The sequence below is a fragment of the Candidatus Magnetaquiglobus chichijimensis genome (genome assembly GCF_045865675.1).
In the GTDB taxonomy this organism is placed as follows: Bacteria; Pseudomonadota; Magnetococcia; order Magnetococcales; family Magnetaquicoccaceae; genus Magnetaquiglobus; species Magnetaquiglobus chichijimensis.
In genome coordinates, this window is sequence record NZ_BAAFGK010000002.1 from 511922 (window position 1) to 529179 (window position 17258).

The 17258-nt window shown below is 62.9% G+C and carries 12 protein-coding genes; 10 read left to right on the forward strand and 2 right to left on the reverse strand.

The window, feature by feature from the left end; genetic code table 11:
* The first annotated feature begins 6 nt into the window (after positions 1-6).
* The 3 genes from tgt to ACOY6C_RS04045 all read left to right on the forward strand — a co-directional run bounded on the left by tgt (position 7) and on the right by ACOY6C_RS04045 (position 6882).
* Positions 7-1146, forward strand: a complete 1140-nt coding sequence (tgt, locus tag ACOY6C_RS04035; RefSeq protein WP_420904191.1) for a tRNA guanosine(34) transglycosylase Tgt — start codon at positions 7-9, stop codon at positions 1144-1146.
* Entirely contained in the window at positions 1137-3389 is a 2253-nt protein-coding gene (locus ACOY6C_RS04040) for a CHASE4 domain-containing protein (RefSeq protein ID WP_420904192.1), read from the forward strand. The genes tgt and ACOY6C_RS04040 overlap by 10 nt, the downstream gene beginning before the upstream one ends.
* Before the next feature lie 280 nt (positions 3390-3669).
* Positions 3670-6882: a PAS domain S-box protein gene (locus ACOY6C_RS04045; protein ID WP_420904193.1), complete on the forward strand. Its 3213-nt coding sequence runs from the start codon at positions 3670-3672 to the stop codon at positions 6880-6882.
* Positions 6883-6889: 7 nt separating this feature from the next.
* Here the strand turns inward: ACOY6C_RS04045 and ACOY6C_RS04050 are convergent, their stop codons facing one another.
* Complete coding sequence (locus ACOY6C_RS04050; protein WP_420904194.1) at positions 6890-7777, reverse strand: MBL fold metallo-hydrolase; 888 nt, start codon at positions 7775-7777, stop codon at positions 6890-6892.
* The gene (locus tag ACOY6C_RS04055; protein WP_420904195.1) at positions 7774-8667 is read right to left on the reverse strand and encodes an HDOD domain-containing protein; all 894 of its coding nucleotides are present in this window, start codon (positions 8665-8667) and stop codon (positions 7774-7776) included. The genes ACOY6C_RS04050 and ACOY6C_RS04055 overlap by 4 nt, the downstream gene beginning before the upstream one ends.
* 383 nt (positions 8668-9050) lie before the next feature.
* Here ACOY6C_RS04055 and yajC point away from each other — a divergent pair, with 383 nt between their 5' ends.
* The 7 genes from yajC (at position 9051) to ACOY6C_RS04090 (ending at position 16994) form a co-directional block, all read left to right on the forward strand.
* Positions 9051-9449 (forward strand): preprotein translocase subunit YajC, encoded by a 399-nt coding sequence (gene yajC, locus ACOY6C_RS04060; RefSeq protein WP_420904196.1) that lies wholly within the window; start codon positions 9051-9053, stop codon positions 9447-9449.
* Between the two features lie 248 nt (positions 9450-9697).
* A complete protein-coding gene (secD, locus tag ACOY6C_RS04065; RefSeq protein ID WP_420904260.1) occupies positions 9698-11224 on the forward strand; it encodes a protein translocase subunit SecD in 1527 nt (508 codons plus the stop codon).
* Between the two features lie 34 nt (positions 11225-11258).
* The gene (secF, locus tag ACOY6C_RS04070; RefSeq protein ID WP_420904197.1) at positions 11259-12194 is read left to right on the forward strand and encodes a protein translocase subunit SecF; all 936 of its coding nucleotides are present in this window, start codon (positions 11259-11261) and stop codon (positions 12192-12194) included.
* A gap of 34 nt (positions 12195-12228) precedes the next feature.
* Positions 12229-12609 carry a hypothetical protein gene (locus tag ACOY6C_RS04075; RefSeq protein WP_420904198.1) on the forward strand — a complete coding sequence of 127 codons (381 nt, stop codon included), beginning with the start codon at positions 12229-12231 and terminating at the stop codon, positions 12607-12609.
* 166 nt (positions 12610-12775) lie between these two features.
* Complete coding sequence (locus ACOY6C_RS04080; RefSeq protein WP_420904199.1) at positions 12776-13147, forward strand: response regulator; 372 nt, start codon at positions 12776-12778, stop codon at positions 13145-13147.
* Between the two features lie 19 nt (positions 13148-13166).
* Positions 13167-13712: a hypothetical protein gene (locus ACOY6C_RS04085; protein ID WP_420904200.1), complete on the forward strand. Its 546-nt coding sequence runs from the start codon at positions 13167-13169 to the stop codon at positions 13710-13712.
* Positions 13713-13763: 51 nt separating this feature from the next.
* Positions 13764-16994 carry a response regulator gene (locus ACOY6C_RS04090; protein ID WP_420904201.1) on the forward strand — a complete coding sequence of 1077 codons (3231 nt, stop codon included), beginning with the start codon at positions 13764-13766 and terminating at the stop codon, positions 16992-16994.
* The last annotated feature ends 264 nt before the right edge of the window (positions 16995-17258 follow it).

Genomic DNA, 17258 nt, shown 5'->3' on the forward strand with positions numbered 1-17258 from the left:
TGCTCGATGAAGCGCACCTTCTCCTTCGAACTCCTGCATACCGACCCCTCCGGCGCGCGGCGCGGACGGGTGAATACCCCGCGCGGGGTGATCGAAACCCCGGCCTTCATGCCGGTGGGCACCGCGGCCACGGTGAAAACCGTGGATCCCGAGGAGGTCAAGGCGAGCGGCGCGCAGATCCTGCTGGCCAACACCTACCACCTGTTCCTGCGGCCCGGACACGAGAGTGTCGCCCGATTGGGGGGGCTGCACACCTTCATGGCCTGGGAAAAGCCGATCCTGACCGATTCCGGCGGGTATCAGGTCTTCAGCCTGTCGTCGTTGCGCAAGATCACCGAGGAAGGGGTGGCGTTCCGGTCGCATCTGGACGGCTCGGCGCGGTTTCTGAGCCCCGAAATCGCGGTGCGCGTCCAGGAACGGCTGGACTCCGACATCCTCATGCAGCTCGACGAATGCCCTCCCTATCCGGCGCAACGGGACTATCTGGCCCGCTCCATGGAGCTGTCGTTGCGCTGGGCGGCGCGCAGCAAGGCGGCGCGCAGCGACGCGGAGGATGGCCGCGCCCTGTTCGGCATCATGCAGGGGGGCATGGAGCGCGATCTGCGTCAGATCTCCGCGCAAGGGTTGATCGAGATCGGCTTCGACGGCTACGCCCTGGGCGGGCTTTCGGTCGGCGAACCCAAACCCCTCATGGCCGAGGTGCTCTCCTACGCCCCGGAGTTGCTGCCCAGACAGCAACCACGCTATCTGATGGGCGTGGGCAAGCCGGAGGATCTGGTCATGGCGGTCGAGCGCGGGGTGGACATGTTCGACTGCGTGTTGCCGACCCGCAATGCCCGCAATGGTCAGCTTTTTACCCGGCGTGGCGCGTTCAACGTCAAGACCGCCCGCTTTCGCGAGGATCCCGGACCCGCGGATCCGGAGTGTCGCTGTCCGGCTTGCCGGCGTTTCAGCCTCGCCTATCTCCACCATCTGTTCCGGGCCCGGGAGATTCTCGGTCACCGTCTGATGACCTTGCATAATCTCCAATATTATCAGGATCTCATGGCCGAAATGCGCCAGGCCGTGGCCACGGACCGCTTTGCGGAGTTCAAACGGAATTTCCATGCCCGACGCGCGGAGGGAATGGCCGAGCCATGTCCCTGAATGGCAAGCTCCTGCGCGTTGTGCTGCTGGTGGCCGTGTTGTTCATCGGCATCTCCGGGTTGGTGCAGCGGTTCGTGATCTATCCGAGCTTCGAGCGGCTCGACGAGGAGCATGCCCTGGAGAACGGACGGCGCAGCGTGCAGGCCATCCATCGCGAACTCCACCATCTCGGGCTCATGGCCCAGGATTGGGCCTTCTGGGATGACACGTACCGGTTCATCGAGGATCAATATCCAGAGTATCTCTCCAGCAATCTGGCCCCGGAGATCTTCGCCAACGTCCATGTGGATGTGTTGTTCTACTACAACCAGGCCGGGGATGTGGTGTGGGGGCATGTGATCGACGACAGGAAGGATATCCACGTCTGGCCGGAGTTCCCGGTCAACCGTCCCGATCACCCGTTGCGGAACCATCCCGATCCGCTGGAGGGCCATCGTTCCATTCTGGTTACCGAGCGAGGTCTGTTGCTGGTGGCCACGTTCGCCATCCTCACCAGCGATCGCAAGGGGCCGGCGCGTGGCACCTTGCTGATGGGGCGTTTCCTGGACGAGGATCTCGTCAAGACGTTGCGCGAGCAGACCGGCGTGGCGTTTCAGCTTTGGGGGGTGAGCGAGGGGCTCGCGGAACCGGAGCGACTGGTGGTCAATCAATTCATGGGGGACGAGAAGAGCAGCCATCTGTTGCGGATCGCGCCGATGGTCAGCCACTTCTACACCCTGCTCCCGGATGCCGACTCCAGGCGAACCATCCTGCTGCGCGCCGACTCCCATCGGGACCATGCCGCGCTCGGGGGACGGACCATCCACTGGGGTCTGGCCTTGCAGTTGAGTTCGGCCATGGTGGTGCTGGTGGTGTTGATGGTTTATCTGCGCCGGATCATCATCCGCCCGATCCGGGCCTTGACCGAGCGGATTGAGGCCGGGGATCTCTCCGGCATGCCGGCGGGCGCGGATGGCGGTGGCTCGCGGGATGAGATCGACATCCTCGGACACTACAAGAACGCCCTGGAGAAGACGATCGACGAGCGCACCCATGAGTTGCGCGTTGCCCGCGACGAGGCGTTGGAGGCGGCGCGGGCCAAGGGGGAGTTTCTGGCCACCATGAGCCACGAAATCCGCACGCCGATGAACGTGATCCTTGGCTTTTCCGAAATCCTCGAGCAGCGTGCCGCCCTGACCGCCGAGGAGCGTTCGTTTCTCTCCGCGATTCGTCAGGCCGGTGGCTCCCTGCTCGGGTTGATCAACGATATCCTCGACCTGGCGCGGGTCGAGTCCGGACGGTTCGAGTTGGAACAGAGCCCTTTTGCTCTGCGGGAGTTGATCGAGGGGGTGCATGGCCTGTTTGTCCGAATGGCGAAGGAGAAGGGGTTGTCGATGCAGAGCCGCATCCACCCCAAGGTTGCCCCCTATCTGGTTGGAGACCGGATGCGCCTGCGCCAGGTTCTGGTCAATCTGGTGGGCAATGCGCTTAAATTCACCGACAGCGGTCGGATCGTGGTGCGGGCCGCGGAGCTGACCCGTTCGGAACGGACGGTGGTGGTTGATTTCACGGTCGAGGATACCGGGATCGGCATTCCCGAGGAGAAACGGCAGACGATCTACGAAATGTTCACCCAGGTGGACTCCTCGTCCACCCGTCGTCACGGGGGGAGCGGGTTGGGGTTGGCGATTTCGATCCGTCTGGCTGGGATGATGGGTGGGGTGATCTGGTCCGAGGATCAGCCGGATGCGACCGGGACGATTTTTCATTTCGTGGTGCCGTTGCGGATCGATACCACCGATTATGTGGTGGCGGGCGAGGAGGAGGGATCCTTCCGGCGCGCGGGGCAGGGCGTGCCGATGACCATCCTGGTGGCCGACGTCGCACCGGAGAACCGTCGGCTGCTCGCCACCATCCTGAGCCAGGAGGGTCATCGGGTCGAGGAGGCCCGGAACGGGCGCGAGGTGCTGGATCGACTGACACGCGGCGCGCGGTTCGATGCGATTCTCATGGATCTTCAGGAACCGGAAGGGGGAGAGACGATCCGGGCCATTCGTCGCCTCGAGTCGGAGCGGGAAGGGGCGGTCGCTTCGATCATCGTTTTGACCGCGCACGCCTCGAACGGCGCTCGTGAAGGGTGTCGGGTGGCCGGTTGTGATCGGTTCCTGACCAAGCCGATCCGACGCACCCGGTTGCTGGCCGAGATCGATGCGCTGATGGCGGATGACGGTCGTACGATTCTTTCTGACCATGAAACCGGATGATGGGAGCTATTTTTGTATTGCTTATGGCGACATTATCCCATATTATGCTCCAATGGTGACATAACATTGAAGTTGAAGCAGTTTGTTTCTGTTCCGACAGGAGCGTTCCGGTTGGTTGTTTTCTGTACTTGACCAGGCCCATGGATAACTTTCGCATCTCCCTTATCGGGGTTCGGGCTGACGAGACCTTTTGCCTCGCGTGGCTTGGGGACGGTGCGGGGTTCGGGCGTGCGTCGGGTGGGGAGCGGATGCGCGGCACGCGGCGAGGGAGGAAAACCCCATGAGGGAACTTCTTCTGGATCGCCGCTACTGGGTGGTGCCGTTCATTGTCTGGAGCGTCCTGTTGTTCTTCTCCTACAACTGGAACCGTGACAATCTGGACCGTCAGGGGTTGGATCTGGCGGTCAACCAGGGGCGGGTGGTGTTCCAGTTCGTGGAGACGGTCCGTCTCTGGAACGCCCAGCACGGCGGCGTCTACGTGCCGACCACCGGGGAGACCCAGCCCAATCCCTACCTTCCCAACAAACGGGAACTGGTCACCGACGAAGGGACCCATTTCACCCGACTCAATCCCGCCTACATGACCCGGCAGATCGCCGACGTGGCGTTGCAGACCGGTTACATGTCCCTGCACCTCACCAGCTTGAAGCCCATTCGTGCCGAAAACGCGCCGGATGCCTGGGAAACCGAATCGTTGCAGGCTTTCGAGAAGGGGCTGAAAGAGCGGATCGCCCTGCTCGAGGGGGAGTCGATGCGCTTTCGTTTCATGGCCCCCCTGGTGACCCGGGCCGCCTGCCTGGCCTGTCATGCCCAGCAGGGCTATCGCGAAGGGGATGTGCGCGGTGGGTTGAGCATCACCTTCTCTGCCGGAGATATCCTTCAGGCCATCACCGATCAGAAACAACTGGTGTTGACCTACCATCTGGTGGCCTGGCTGCTCTGGTCCGGGATCTCCCTGTTCCTGCTGGTGCAGATGCGCGCGGCGATGCTGCGGCTGCAATCCGATAACGAACGTCAGGAGTCGCTGGTGGCCATTCGCACCGCGGAGCTGGTGACCGAGATGCGTCATCGCCAGCATGCCGACGAGCAGCTGCGCACCATCACCGAGGCGTTGCACGATGCCATCGTGTCGGTGAGCGCGGAGGGTCGCATCGTCTTCTGGAATCGCGCCGCCGAGACCATCTTCGGCAGGAGTCGCGCGGAGGTGCTGGGGCAATCGATCGATTTCCTGGTGCCGGAACGGTTTCGCGTCAACCATGGGCGCGGCATGGCGTTGATGGGCGCCACCGGGGCGCCGATGTCGTCGGGACGGACCTTCGAGGCTTTCGGATGTCATCGGAACGGCACCGAGTTTCCCATCGAGGTGTCGCTCTCCTCCTGGACCGACAGCGACGGAGCGTTGTTCTTTGCCGCCGTGCTGCGTGACGTCACGGAGCGCAAGCGGGCCGGCGATGCCCTGCGCCGGAGTCGGGAGAATCTCGCCAAGGCCCAGGAGCTGGCCCATCTGGGCAGTTGGGAGTGGGAGATCGAGGCCGATCGGTTGAGCTGGTCCGACGAGGTGTTCCGGATTTTTGGCCTGCGGAATGGCGATCTGGTGCCCGACTATTCCGCCTTCGAGGCTGCCGTCCATCCGGAGGACCGGATCCGGGTGCGCGACGCGGTGGCCCGTTCCCTGGAAGATGCCGAGGTGCCCTATGTGGTCGAGCACCGCATCGTTCGACCGGATGGCACCATCCGCGAGGTGATCGAGGTGGGCGAGGTGCATCGCGATGCCGGGGGACGTCCGGTGCACATGGTGGGCACGGTACAGGACATCACCGATCGCAAGGCGATCGAGGAGGAGCTGCGCCGCGCCAAGGAGGAGGCCGAGGCCGGCAACCGCGCCAAGAGCGAATTCCTGGCGGTGATGAGCCATGAGATCCGTACCCCGATGAATGCCATCATCGGTTTTTCGGACATGCTGGCCTCGAGTCAACTGGATGCCGAGCAGCGCGAATGGATCAATGGCGTGCTCACCGCCGGACAGGGTTTGGTCGGACTGATCAACGACATGCTCGAGTGGGTGTTGTCGAGCGCCAATGGCGGGGCGCCCGAGGGGTCGGTGTTCGAACTGGAGCGGCTGGTGAACGAACTGCTGGCCGCCACGGGTGTTCAGGCCAGGCGCAAGGGGCTCAAGCTCGAGCATCGGGTCGCCACCGAGGTGCCCAACCAGGTGCGTGGCGACGAGAAGGCGTTGCGTCTGGTGTTGCGCAATCTGTTGGGCAACGCGGTCAAGTTCACCAGTCAGGGCGGGGTCAAGCTCGAGGTCGCCCTGGAGGACGATCCGGGACGTGGCGCACGCATCGTGCGTTTCGCGGTGCGCGATACCGGCATCGGCATCCCACCGGACAAACTGGCGGTGATCTTCGCCCCCTTCACGCAACTGGACTCCTCCCATTCGCGCAGGTTCGGCGGCACCGGGTTGGGATTGGCCATCTGCCGGCGTCTGGTGGAACGGGCCGGGGGCCGGTTGTGGGTGGAGAGCTGCGAAGGCGAGGGGAGTCTTTTTTCGTTTACCCTGCCGTTGGAGGACGCACCCCAGGATGAGACCATCCAGGTTGCCAGGAGCGTCGTGTCGCCGACTCCCGCGCCGGAGGCGACCTCGGCCCCGCAGGTGAGTTTCGGGGCTTTTGGTCCCAATCTGCGCCTGTTGCTGGTCGAGGACGATCCGATCAACCGCAAGGTGATCAGCGTGATGTTGCGCAAGGTGGGGCTGGAGTTCCAGAGCGCCGAGAACGGTGTCGAGGCGTTGGAGAAGTTGCGCGGCAACCGATTCGATCTGGTGCTGATGGATTGTCAGATGCCGTTGATGGACGGTTTCACCGCCACCCGCGAGTGGCGCAAGTGGGAGGAGTCCAAAGGCCTCTCCCGTCTGCCGATCGTGGCCGTGACCGCCTTTGCGTTGCAAGAGGACAAGGAGCGCTGTTTTGCCTCGGGAATGGACGATTATTTGGCAAAGCCTCTGAATTTTATCGATTTCGAGGCGACTTTGGTCCGCTGGCTTCTGGGGCGGGAGATGGGGGCTGGCGGCGCGGCGCGTCAGGCGGCCAAGCCGGGTGGCGGCGAGAGTCTCGACGCCAAGGTGTTGCGGCAGTTGCGCGAGGTGCTCGGCGAGGATGCGGTGCGTGACGTGGCCCGCGCCTTTGTCGAGGTGCTGCCGGAGCGGTTGGCGGCGATTCGCGAGGCGTTGGCGGGCGGGGATCCGGAGGGTGTCCATCTGGTGACCCATCCGCTGAAGAGCCCGTCACGACAGTTGGGCGCGACCCGGTTCGCGGCGTTGGCCACGGAGTTGGATACCTTGGCCCGGCAGGGTTCGTTGCAAGGTGCGGCGGATCTGGTGGCCCGCCTGGAGGAGGAGTCGGTGCGGCTCACGGCGGTTTTCGAGGTCTTTTTTGGTGCGGGTCGGGGTGAGAAGCGCTTTCTGAGCCGGGTTCTGTCGCGGGATGAGGGGTGAGGCGGGTTCACACCTCGATCACCAGCCCCTCGCGCGCCAGCAGGTACTCCGGATCCCCGGCTTCCCTGGGATGGCGCGCCAGCGACTCCTGACAGACCCTTTCCACGGCATCGTCGGAACGGGTCGGCTCGTGATGGGTGAAACAGAGCCGCTTCACCCCGGCCTGACGCGCCAGGGCGATGTTGCCGTCGAAGGTGCCGTGTCCCCACCCCTTTTTGGCCGGATAGTCGCTGACGATGTACGACGTATCCGCGATCAGCACGTCCACCCCACGCATGAACGCCACGATCGCCTCATTCCTCTGCTCGATGTGGCCGGCATATTCGGCGTATTCGGGATCTTCCGGCGCGTAGATGTTGTACAGATGCTCGTGATCGCCGGTGAAGACCACCGATTTGCCGTTGCAGTCGATTCGGTAGCCGTAGTTCAACACCGGGTGATTCATCAACAGATTGGTCACCGTGGCATCGGCGACCTGGACGGTTTCCCGTTCCCGCAGGGTGTGGTATTCGATCCTCGCCTTGAGTTCCGCCTCCCGGACCGGGAAATAGCAGTATTGCAACTGGCCGGTCAGCACCTCGCGGATGTCCCGTTGGTCGATGGGGTCGAAGGCGCCGAAGATCTTGAGCGTGTTGCCAGGAATGAAGTTCGGGATAAAGAACGGCAGACCCTGGATGTGATCCCAATGGGTGTGGGTGATGAACAGGTGGGCGGTGATCGGCAACTCCGGAAAGAGGGAGAGGGCCAGAGGGTGGATGCCCGTGCCGGCGTCGAGAATGATCAGGGCGTTCGAGTCGGTGCGGATCTCGATGCAGGTGGTGTTGCCGCCGTGGCGGAGCGTCGTCGGGCCGGGCGTGGCGATGGAACCGCGCACCCCCCAGAATTTGATTTTCATGGCGGTTCGCAGGTTGAATCGGCTGGAGTGGCGTTCCAGGCGTTCAAAAAGAGTTGGACCTTGTGCATCTCCGCCGGGATTTCGCCCAGGGAACCGATCAACTCCGGCAGGGTGCCATCCAGACGGCGCGCCACGCTCTCCGGGAGGGTGGTTTCGATGCGGGGATTGCCCGATGCCCCCAGGCCGACGGTTTTGGCGATGATGTTGGCGGCATGCACGCAGTCGGGGAGCGGGGAGTCGGATTCCGGGTCATCCGGAAGGTGGTGGCGTCCCATGGCCAGGGCGCAGTGTGGGGAGAGTTCCCATTTTTCGGCGAGCAAGGCGCCCACGCCCAGGTGGTCGAGTTTGAAGAGTTCCCGTTCCGTCTCGTGGAGCGGTCGCTGTTTTTTGACCGCCATGGCCAGGGCTTTTTTGTATCGGGCCGGGAAGAGTCGGTGCAGGACGATCTTGCCGTAGTCGTGGAGCAGACCGGCCATGAAACAGTCGTGCGTCTCCCCCCCGGGCAGGCCGAGGCGGCGCGCCAGTTGCCGGGCGATCAGGCCGACGGCGAAGGCGTGGGAGAGTTGTCCCTCCAGAAACGGGGTGCGCTCCGAGTCGCGACCGAGCATTTCGATCGGAGCGACGGTCAAGGCGAGATTCTTGATGGTGTTGATGCCGACGATCACCACGGCCTGACGAATCGAAACAACCGGTTCGGCGAGTCCGCAACGGGGTGCGTTGATCAGATGCAGGAGCTGTCGGGCCAGGGGTGGATCCTGATCGAGGATGCGCACGATCTCCTTGGGCGGGCAATTGATGTCCGAGGTGAGTTTCAAGATCCGGCAGGCACTCGGCGGAAAGGCGGGCAACACCTCCACGAGTCGCGGCAACTCTTTTTTCGATGGCCCCATGGTGCCCTGCCTGCGGTGTTGGTGGTGCGATCCCGGTCAATTTGGGGCAAGTCGGTCCCCAAGGTCAATCCTTTTCATCGGTCGATCCAAAACAGAGTCAAAGCAAGATTGACACCAAAGTGACCGGGGGATGGGTCTCGCGAGGGCGGGATGCGCAAAATCGTGAGGGACGCCTTGCCAAGAGATGGGAATTCTCGTATGTTGGATTGATTTTGTCTGTCGTGGTATCGGGTTGGTTTGCGCGTACGGTTTGCGCGGGGATTCCGATCGGATCCCGATCTTCAGGTAAGGTCGGGTGGCATCCGGGACGATTCATCCAACCGCTCCACGAAAGGCCATGGATTGGTCTGATTCGCTCTGTCAACACGTAACTGGAGAGAACCATGCTTGATTGGTTGATCACCCCTGCCTATGCGCAGGCTGCCGCCCCCGGACCCGAGGCGGCCATCGGCAACATCGTGTTCATGGTGCTGTTGTTCGGCATCTTCTATTTTCTGCTGATCCGTCCGCAACAAAAGCAGGTGAAACAGCACAAAGAGATGGTCGCCAATCTGCAACGCGGGGATTCGGTGGAGACCCGTGGCGGATTGATGGGACGCATCCATCGCGTGGAAGAGGATCACGTCGTGCTGGAGATCGGCGAGATCGAGGTGTCGGCGCGCCAGTTCCGTCCGGTGCGGGTCAAGGTGCGGCGCGCGGCGGTTGCGGAGATGGGCGCCAAGGCCGGCGTGCCGATGCCCGAGGAGCCGGCAGAAAAACCGGCGGACAAATCCCAGGAGTGAGGCTTCGGCATCCTTAAGGCATGTTGACTTATGAAGGCAGCGAACCTTCAGACAAGGCGCGACGACCCGGGCAGCAGCATACACGGTAAGTATGTGAGCAGCGAAGGGGCGTCGCAACGCCGTATCAAGGCCGCTGACGCACTATGTCAACACGCCCTAAGATTTTTTCGTGATTTTAGGAGTGACCGGACGTGCGACACTTCCCGCTCTGGAAGACCATCCTCTCCCTGATCGTTGTCGGGGGGGCCATGCTCTACTCCCTGCCCACCCTGATGGGCGGGGTTCCGGCCTGGTGGCCGGGTTGGCTCCCCTCCAAGACGGTCTATCGTGGCCTGGACCTGCAAGGCGGACTCTATCTGCTGCTGCATGTCGAAACCGACAAGGCGGTGGAACAGTCCGCCGAAAATCTCGTGGACGAGGTGCGTCTGTCGATGCGCAAGGCCAAGCTGCGCTATCAGGCCATCAAGCGCGAGGGACGCGATGCCGTGGATCTCAAGTTGCCCGCCGACGTGGCCAAGGCCGATGTCTTGAAGGTCATCAAGGAGGAGTTCCGCAACTCGGTGGCCGAGGAGACCCCGGATGGGGTGCGTCTGCGCCTCTCGCCGACCGAGGTGACCGATCTGAAGAAATTCGCGGTCGATCAATCGATCCAGACCATCCGTTCGCGCATCGACCAGTTCGGCGTCGCCGAGCCCTCGTTGCAGAAACAGGGCGAGGATCGCATCCTGCTGCAACTTCCCGGCCTCAACGACCCTTCGCGCGCCAAAACCCTGATCGGTCGCACCGCCCGCCTGGAGTTCAAGCTGGTGGACGAGAAGGGCGATCTTGCTGCGGCTCTGGCCGGGAACATCCCGCCGGATGACCAGCTTCTCTACGAGGAGCGCGGACCCCGCAAGGGACAGGCCGCCAGCCGCCAGCCCCTGCTGCTGAAAAAACGCACCAACCTTACCGGCGATCTCTTGACCGATGCACGGGTCAATTTCGATCAGTTCGGCGAGGCGCTGGTCTCCATCACCTTCAATCACCAGGGGGCGCGCAAGTTTGCGCAACTCACCGGCGAACATGTCGGCGAGCGGATGGCCATCGTCCTGGACGACAAGGTTTACTCCGCGCCGGTGCTGCGCGAGAAGATCGAAGGCGGACGCGCCCAGATCACCGGCAACTTCACCATGGAGGAGGCCCACGACCTGGCCATCGTGTTGCGCGCCGGCGCTCTGCCGGCCCCGGTCACCATCCTGGAGGAGCGTACTGTGGGGCCCACCCTGGGCAGCGACTCGATCCGCGAAGGGGTGCTCTCGTCGCTGATCGGCGGATTGATGGTCATTGTCTTCATGGCGGTCTACTACAAGGGGTTGGGGATGCTGGCCAACATCGCCGTGATCTTCAACGTCTTCATCGTCATGGCCGTGCTGGCCGCGCTTCAGGCCGCCCTCACCCTGCCGGGCATCGCCGGCGTGGTGCTGTTGATCGGCATGGCCGTGGATGCCAACGTGCTCATCATCGAACGCATCCGCGAAGAGCTGCGTTTGGGAAAAACTCCCTTCGCCGCCATCGATCAGGGGTACGAGAAGGCCTTCATGACCATCCTCGACTCCCATGTCACCACCCTGGCCACGGCGCTGATCCTGTTTCAGTTCGGCACCGGACCGGTGCGCGGCTTCGCGGTCACGCTGATCATCGGGTTGATCTCCTCGCTCTTCACCTCCATCACCCTGACGCGCATGATGCTTTACTACATCCTGCACAACCGGCGGATCAGGCAGTTGAGTTGCTAGGATCAAACCCACTCACCCTGAAAAGTGGCACACCATGGAATTTATCAATCCGAAAATCAACATCGATTTCGTTTCCAAGCGCTATTGGGCCTTTGCGATCTCCGGATTGCTGCTGCTCATCAGTCTCTTCTCCCTGGCGACCCGCGGTCTGAACTTCGGACTGGACTTCTCGGGCGGCGCGGTGATGCAGGTGCGCTTTCCCGGTCCGGCTCCGGTCCACGATATCCGCGTGGCCCTGGGCGAGATCGGCCTGGGCGCGGCGGTGATCCAGGAGTTCGGCGCCCCGGAGGAGATCCTGATCCGCATCCATCAGGCGCACCAGGAGGGTCAGGACGGACAGACCGCCTCGAAGATGGCCCAGAAGATCGTCGATACGCTGAACCCCCTGTCCGGCGCCTCGGGCAAGGTGGAACTTCGGCGCGTGGAATTTGTCGGACCTCAAGTGGGGCATGAGCTGACCGTCAACGGGATCTGGGCGGTGGTCTACTCCTGGCTCGCCATCCTGGTCTATGTGGGGGTGCGCTTCGAATTTCGCTTCGCCTTTGGCGCCGTGCTGTCGCTGATCCACGACGTGTTCCTGATCCTGGGCTTCTTCGCCTTTACCCAGAAGGAGTTTTCCCTGGTGGTGGTGGCGGCGGTGCTTACCGTGATCGGCTACTCGATCAACGACACCATCGTGGTCTTCGACCGGATCCGCGACGAAACCAAACGGCTGCGCAATCAGCCGCTGGAGGTGATCATCAACGAAGCCACCAACCGCACCTTGGGGCGTACCATCAACGTCTCCCTGACCGTGGTTCTGGTGCTGCTGGCACTCTATTTTTATGGCGGTGAGGTGATCCACGACTTCTCCGTGGCCCTGCTGCTGGGCGTGGTGATCGGAACCTGGTCGTCGATTTACGTGGCCAGCCCGACCGTGTTGCTCTTCGAACACTGGAAACTGGCCAGGCAGGCCAAGGTCGGGAGTTGATCCCCATTCCTGGTATTGGAACAAGGATGAGAGCATGAGCAACGAGCAGGACTCCGAGCAGTCGGACGATTACCATCTGCGGTTTCAGATCGCCACGCCGGAGTTCAGCGCCGAGCAGGATCGCCAGCATGCCGAGGCCATGGAGTCGCTGCGGGCGGCCCTCGACGCCGGACGCAAGTGGGATGGGGCCATCAGGGCCGTCAAGATCCCGGCTGGTCCGTTTCGGGAGCTGGTGCTGGCGGATTTCCTGAAAGTGCTCCTGGCGGAACGCCATTTTCAGGGCGGTGGGCGACTCAAGGAGATCGCCCGTGAAATCGGGGCGCCGATGGAGTTGCTGGTCGCGATGAAAGAGGAGATGCTTCGCGAGGTGAGCGACTCGGCGCAAGAGGCCTATCGGATGACACGTCAATCGTGACAGGCTGTCCGTAACCTCCAGACCGCCGACGCGGGCCCTGGTGGGTTCGCCCGATGGCTTGGCCATTTGTTCGAGCACGGTCGAAGTCTTTGCACCACGCGCGTTTGGCGATTCGAGGGATGCCGTCGCCAAACGGCCTTTAATCATTAAGAAAAAAGGAATTTTTATGGCACGTATCCTGGTGATCGACGATGATGCCTCCATCCGCGCCCTGCTGCGCGAGATTTTGACCGAGGAGGGGCACGAAATCGAGGAGTCCCCGGACGGTCGCGCCGGGCTGCGCCGTTTCAAGCAGTACCTCCCGGATCTGGTCATGACCGACATCCTGATGCCGGAAAAGGATGGGGTGGAGCTGATCATGGAGTTGAAGGAGGTCTCCCCCACCATTCGCATCATCGCCATGTCCGGTGGTGGTCGTGGCCTGGATGCGGCCTTCAATCTGCGCATGGCCCAGGATTTCGGGGCTACCCGTCTGCTGGTCAAACCCTTCGGACGCAGCCAGGCCCTGGAAGTGGTCAACGAGACCCTGGCGTTGTGACGCCAATCCGGCACCGCCCATGAGTCTGAACACCGACCCTCTGCAAGCCACCCTGACGACCCTGCGAGAGGCGCATGCCCACATGCGGCGCGTCGTCCCGGAGAGCGGGGATGGGGTCCTCAAGGAGGTGGAGCGGATTCAGAGCATGGTCCCTATCCTGCTGCGCAAGGTGTTGCGGGAGTTGGTGCCGGGAACGCCGCACCTGCATGAGGTTTCGGTCAAGGAGTTGTTGCGGCTGGCCTTCCGGCATGGTCTGATGAGCTTCGATGAGGTCGAGCGCTGGTTCACCTGTCGTGACCAACGCAACAACACCGCCCATGCGTGCGGTCTGGCCTTCACCGAATCGACTCTGGCCCATCTGCCGATCTGCGCCGGGATGGCCTGCCCTGCTCATCCGCCTGCGGGAGATGGGGGTGACGTGGGCCAACGGGATCCCGCCACGCTGGCCTTGCGTCCCCGTCATTTGGAGAGGGTGCTCGGGATTGTTGCCCAGGTCGCCCCCCGCGCCGAGGTGTGGGGCCACGGCAGGAACGGGTGGGGTGTCGCGATTTCGATGGCGTCATGAAGCGGTGTCGGACAGGGTTCGAGTCGCTCTCTTTCGGGCTGGAGGGGGGTGATGGTTGAGTCGGCGGGAAAACCGGTCGTGCTGATCGTCGATGACGCGGCGGACAATCTGGACGTGTTCAAGGCGGTGCTGACGGAGAGTTGCCAGGTGCGTCTGGCGATCCACGGCGCTCTTGCCCTGCGGCTGGCGCGCACGTCGCCACGACCGGATCTGATCCTGTTGGACATCGTGATGCCGGGCATGAGCGGTTTCGAGGTGTGCCGCCAGCTCAAGGCCGATCCGGAGACCGCCGACATTCCGGTCATCTTCGTCACCGCGCGCACCGACGAGGCGGATGAACTCGAGGGGTTGCAACTGGGCGCGGTCGATTATCTGACCAAACCGATCCGACCCGCGATCGTTCTGGCGCGCATCGCCACCCATCTGGCCTTGCGGCGCATGCAAACCCAGATGGCGGAGAAGAACCGTCGTCTGCGGGAGATCAATGAGCAACTCGACGAAAGCCTGCATAAACTCTCTGCCTCCGAAGAGCGGTTTCGCGGACTGGTGCAGACCATTCCGGACATCGTTTTCAAGATCGACTCGGACGGCCATTTCACCTTCCTGAACCGGGCGATCGAACGGCTGGGATATCACCCCTCCGAGCTGATCGGACGCCACTTCACCACGATCATCGACAGCGCGGACGTGCCGTCGGTGAGTCTCGATCGGGTGTTGGACCGCATCGGCGCCGGCACGTTCAATCCGGAACAGAAGCTGTTCGATGAACGCCGCACCGGAACCCGTTTGACCCTCGGGCTGGAATTGCATCTGAAATCCAAAGTCGGCACCTGCGACGAGGTGTACGAGTTGCGCAACATCGATCCGCCGAAGGTTCAGGTCGAGGTGAACAGCACCGGCTTGTACGGTGCGGTCGGGGAGGGGAGCGAGAGGTTGACCCGACAGTACATCGGATCGGTGGGGGTGATCCGGGATGTGACGGAGCGCCAGAAGGTCCAGCAGGCGTTGCTGGAGGAGCGTCTGCTGCTGCGCCAGTTGATCGATACCGTGCCGTTGCCGATTTTTTTTATCGACGGAGCCGGTATGGTGACGTTCGCCAACAACGCCTTTCTCGATTTCATCGGACTCACCGCCGATCGGTTGGCGGGCCAGGGATTGGGCGATCTGTTCCGCGCCGAGGGGGGACGGGAGATCGTCCGTCTGTATGGGGAGTTTCTGGCCGATACCGGGGCCATTCAGACGCGGCGGGAGATCGCCTGGGGGGGCGAACACGCCTCCATCGGGTGCATGGAGCTGCGTCTGGCCAAATTTACCACTTCCGGCGACGATCCGCCGGCGATCATCGGCGTGCTGGTGGATTTGACCGAACTCAAGAGCATCCAGACGCATCTCCTGGAGGCCAGGCGTCATGCCGAGGCCATGTCCCGAGCCGCGGAACGGGCCAGCGAGGTCAAGGGGGAGTTTCTGGCCAACATGAGCCATGAGATCCGGACCCCCCTGAATGCCGTGATCGGTTTGACACAACTCTGTCTCCAGACCAATCTGACCCCCAGGCAGAGGGATTATCTGGCCACGATCGCCACCAGCGCCGGCATTCTGCTGCACCTGCTCAACGACATTCTCGACTTCTCCCGGATCGAATCCGCCGGGTTGTGCCTGGCCGACGTGGAGTTCGTTTTTACGCAGATCCTGGACGATCTGGTCAATATGAGCGGTCAGGCGCGCAAGAAGGGGGTGGAGTATCTGATCGAGGTGGAAGACGGAATCCCTGCGCGTCTGCGTGGGGATGGGGAGCGTCTGGGTCAGGTGTTGCAGCATCTGGTGGGCAACGCCATCAAGTTCACCGAGCGCGGGGAGGTGCATATCTCCATCGCACTGGGCGAATCGGGTCCGGAGTGGGTGGAGCTGGTTTTTTCCATTCGCGACAGCGGCATCGGCTTGCCGGAGGATCAGATCGAGGAGCTGTTCCGGGAGTTCGCCCAGGGGGATGGCTCGAGCCGGCGCAAATACGGTGGCGCGGGCTTGGGCTTGGCGATTGCCAAGCGGCTGGTGACGATGATGGCGGGTCGGATCAGCGTGGAGAGTACGCCAGGGGTGGGAAGCTGTTTCCGGTTCACGGCCCGTTTTGCCACGGTGGACGGACGGCGACGCCTCGGGGATGGGGCGGAGGTGGTGCAGAGGGATTCCGGCGTGCTGATCGTGGAAGATCACCCCGTGGCGGGACGGATTCTGTCTGGCATGGTGGCGCGGTTGGGGTATCGACCCATCGTCGCAACCGATCCGGGCACCGCTTTGGAGCGGTTGCGCGTGGCCGAACGCGCATCCGAATCCGTGGACATGGTGTTGATGGATGGGGATCTGGTCGGCCTGAAGGGTTTCGAGGGGGTCCGGGAGATTCGCGATCTGCCGGGGTTGAGGCGGTTGCCGAAAATCATTGTGTTGACCGGGCCTGGTGAGGAGATCCTGTTCTCCGCGCAAGACGATCCGGAAGGGTGCCCGGACGGATTCTTGATCAAGCCGATTCTCCTGGAGCCCTTGCGTACCTGTCTGGCGCGCTGGATCGGGGATGGTCCGGCTGCGTCAACCTTCTCCGCCGCCACCGTGACCGCGCCGGTCAAGCCGGATGCGGGGATCGGGTTGACCTCCTGTCGGGAGATCGACGTGGCCGTGGGCATGCGGAATGTCGGCGGGCGGGTGAGCACCTATCGGAGCGTGCTCGGCAAGTATCTGAAGAATCAGGGGGATGCCTGCGCGCGGCTGGCACGCTTCTGGACCGAGGCGAATTACGGGGAGATGGAACGTCTGGCCCACACCCTCAAGGGGAGTTCGGCGCTGATCGGCGCTCAGCCGGTGGCCGAGCTGGCCAAACGGTTGGAGTTGATGGCCAAGGCCCCACATGAGGCGCTGGGATTGCCAGAGCTTCTGGAGGAGACCGGGCGGGAGCTGGGATTCCTGGCCGGGCTGATTCGGGCCGGCCTGGGTCAGGAGGAGGATCTGCTGGTGGAGGCCGGTGACGAGGCCGATGCCGGACGGATTTCGGAGGCGTTGGTCGGATTGATGCGCGAGGCCGACGAGTTGCTGCGCGCTTTCGACGCATCGGTGGAGCAGGTGGTGGAGAACATGCTTCCCCTGGTGCGCGGCATGGCGCGCAAGGAGCGGCTCCGGGGGTTGCGGCAGTGTCTGGCCGATTACGATTTCGACGGGTGTCTCGAACGGCTGCGGCACTGGGCGGATGAGGAGCGGGTGACGTTGGCCCCGTATCAACCTCTGGACGATTCGTGAGGGAGGGACGGAGATGACCGAAACGGAGACGTCGCCGAAAAAAACGGTTGTTGATCGTCGATGACACGCTCGAGAACCTCGACCTGTTGAAGTCGAAGAGGTGATGCGGTGTGATCGGCACGGGTGATCGGGACGGGTGATGCGGCGTGATCGGGACGGGTGATGCGGCGTGATCGGGACGGGTGATGCGGCGTGATCGGGACGGGTGATGCGGCGTGATCGGGACGGGTGATGCGGCGTGATCGGGACGGGTGATGCGGGGCA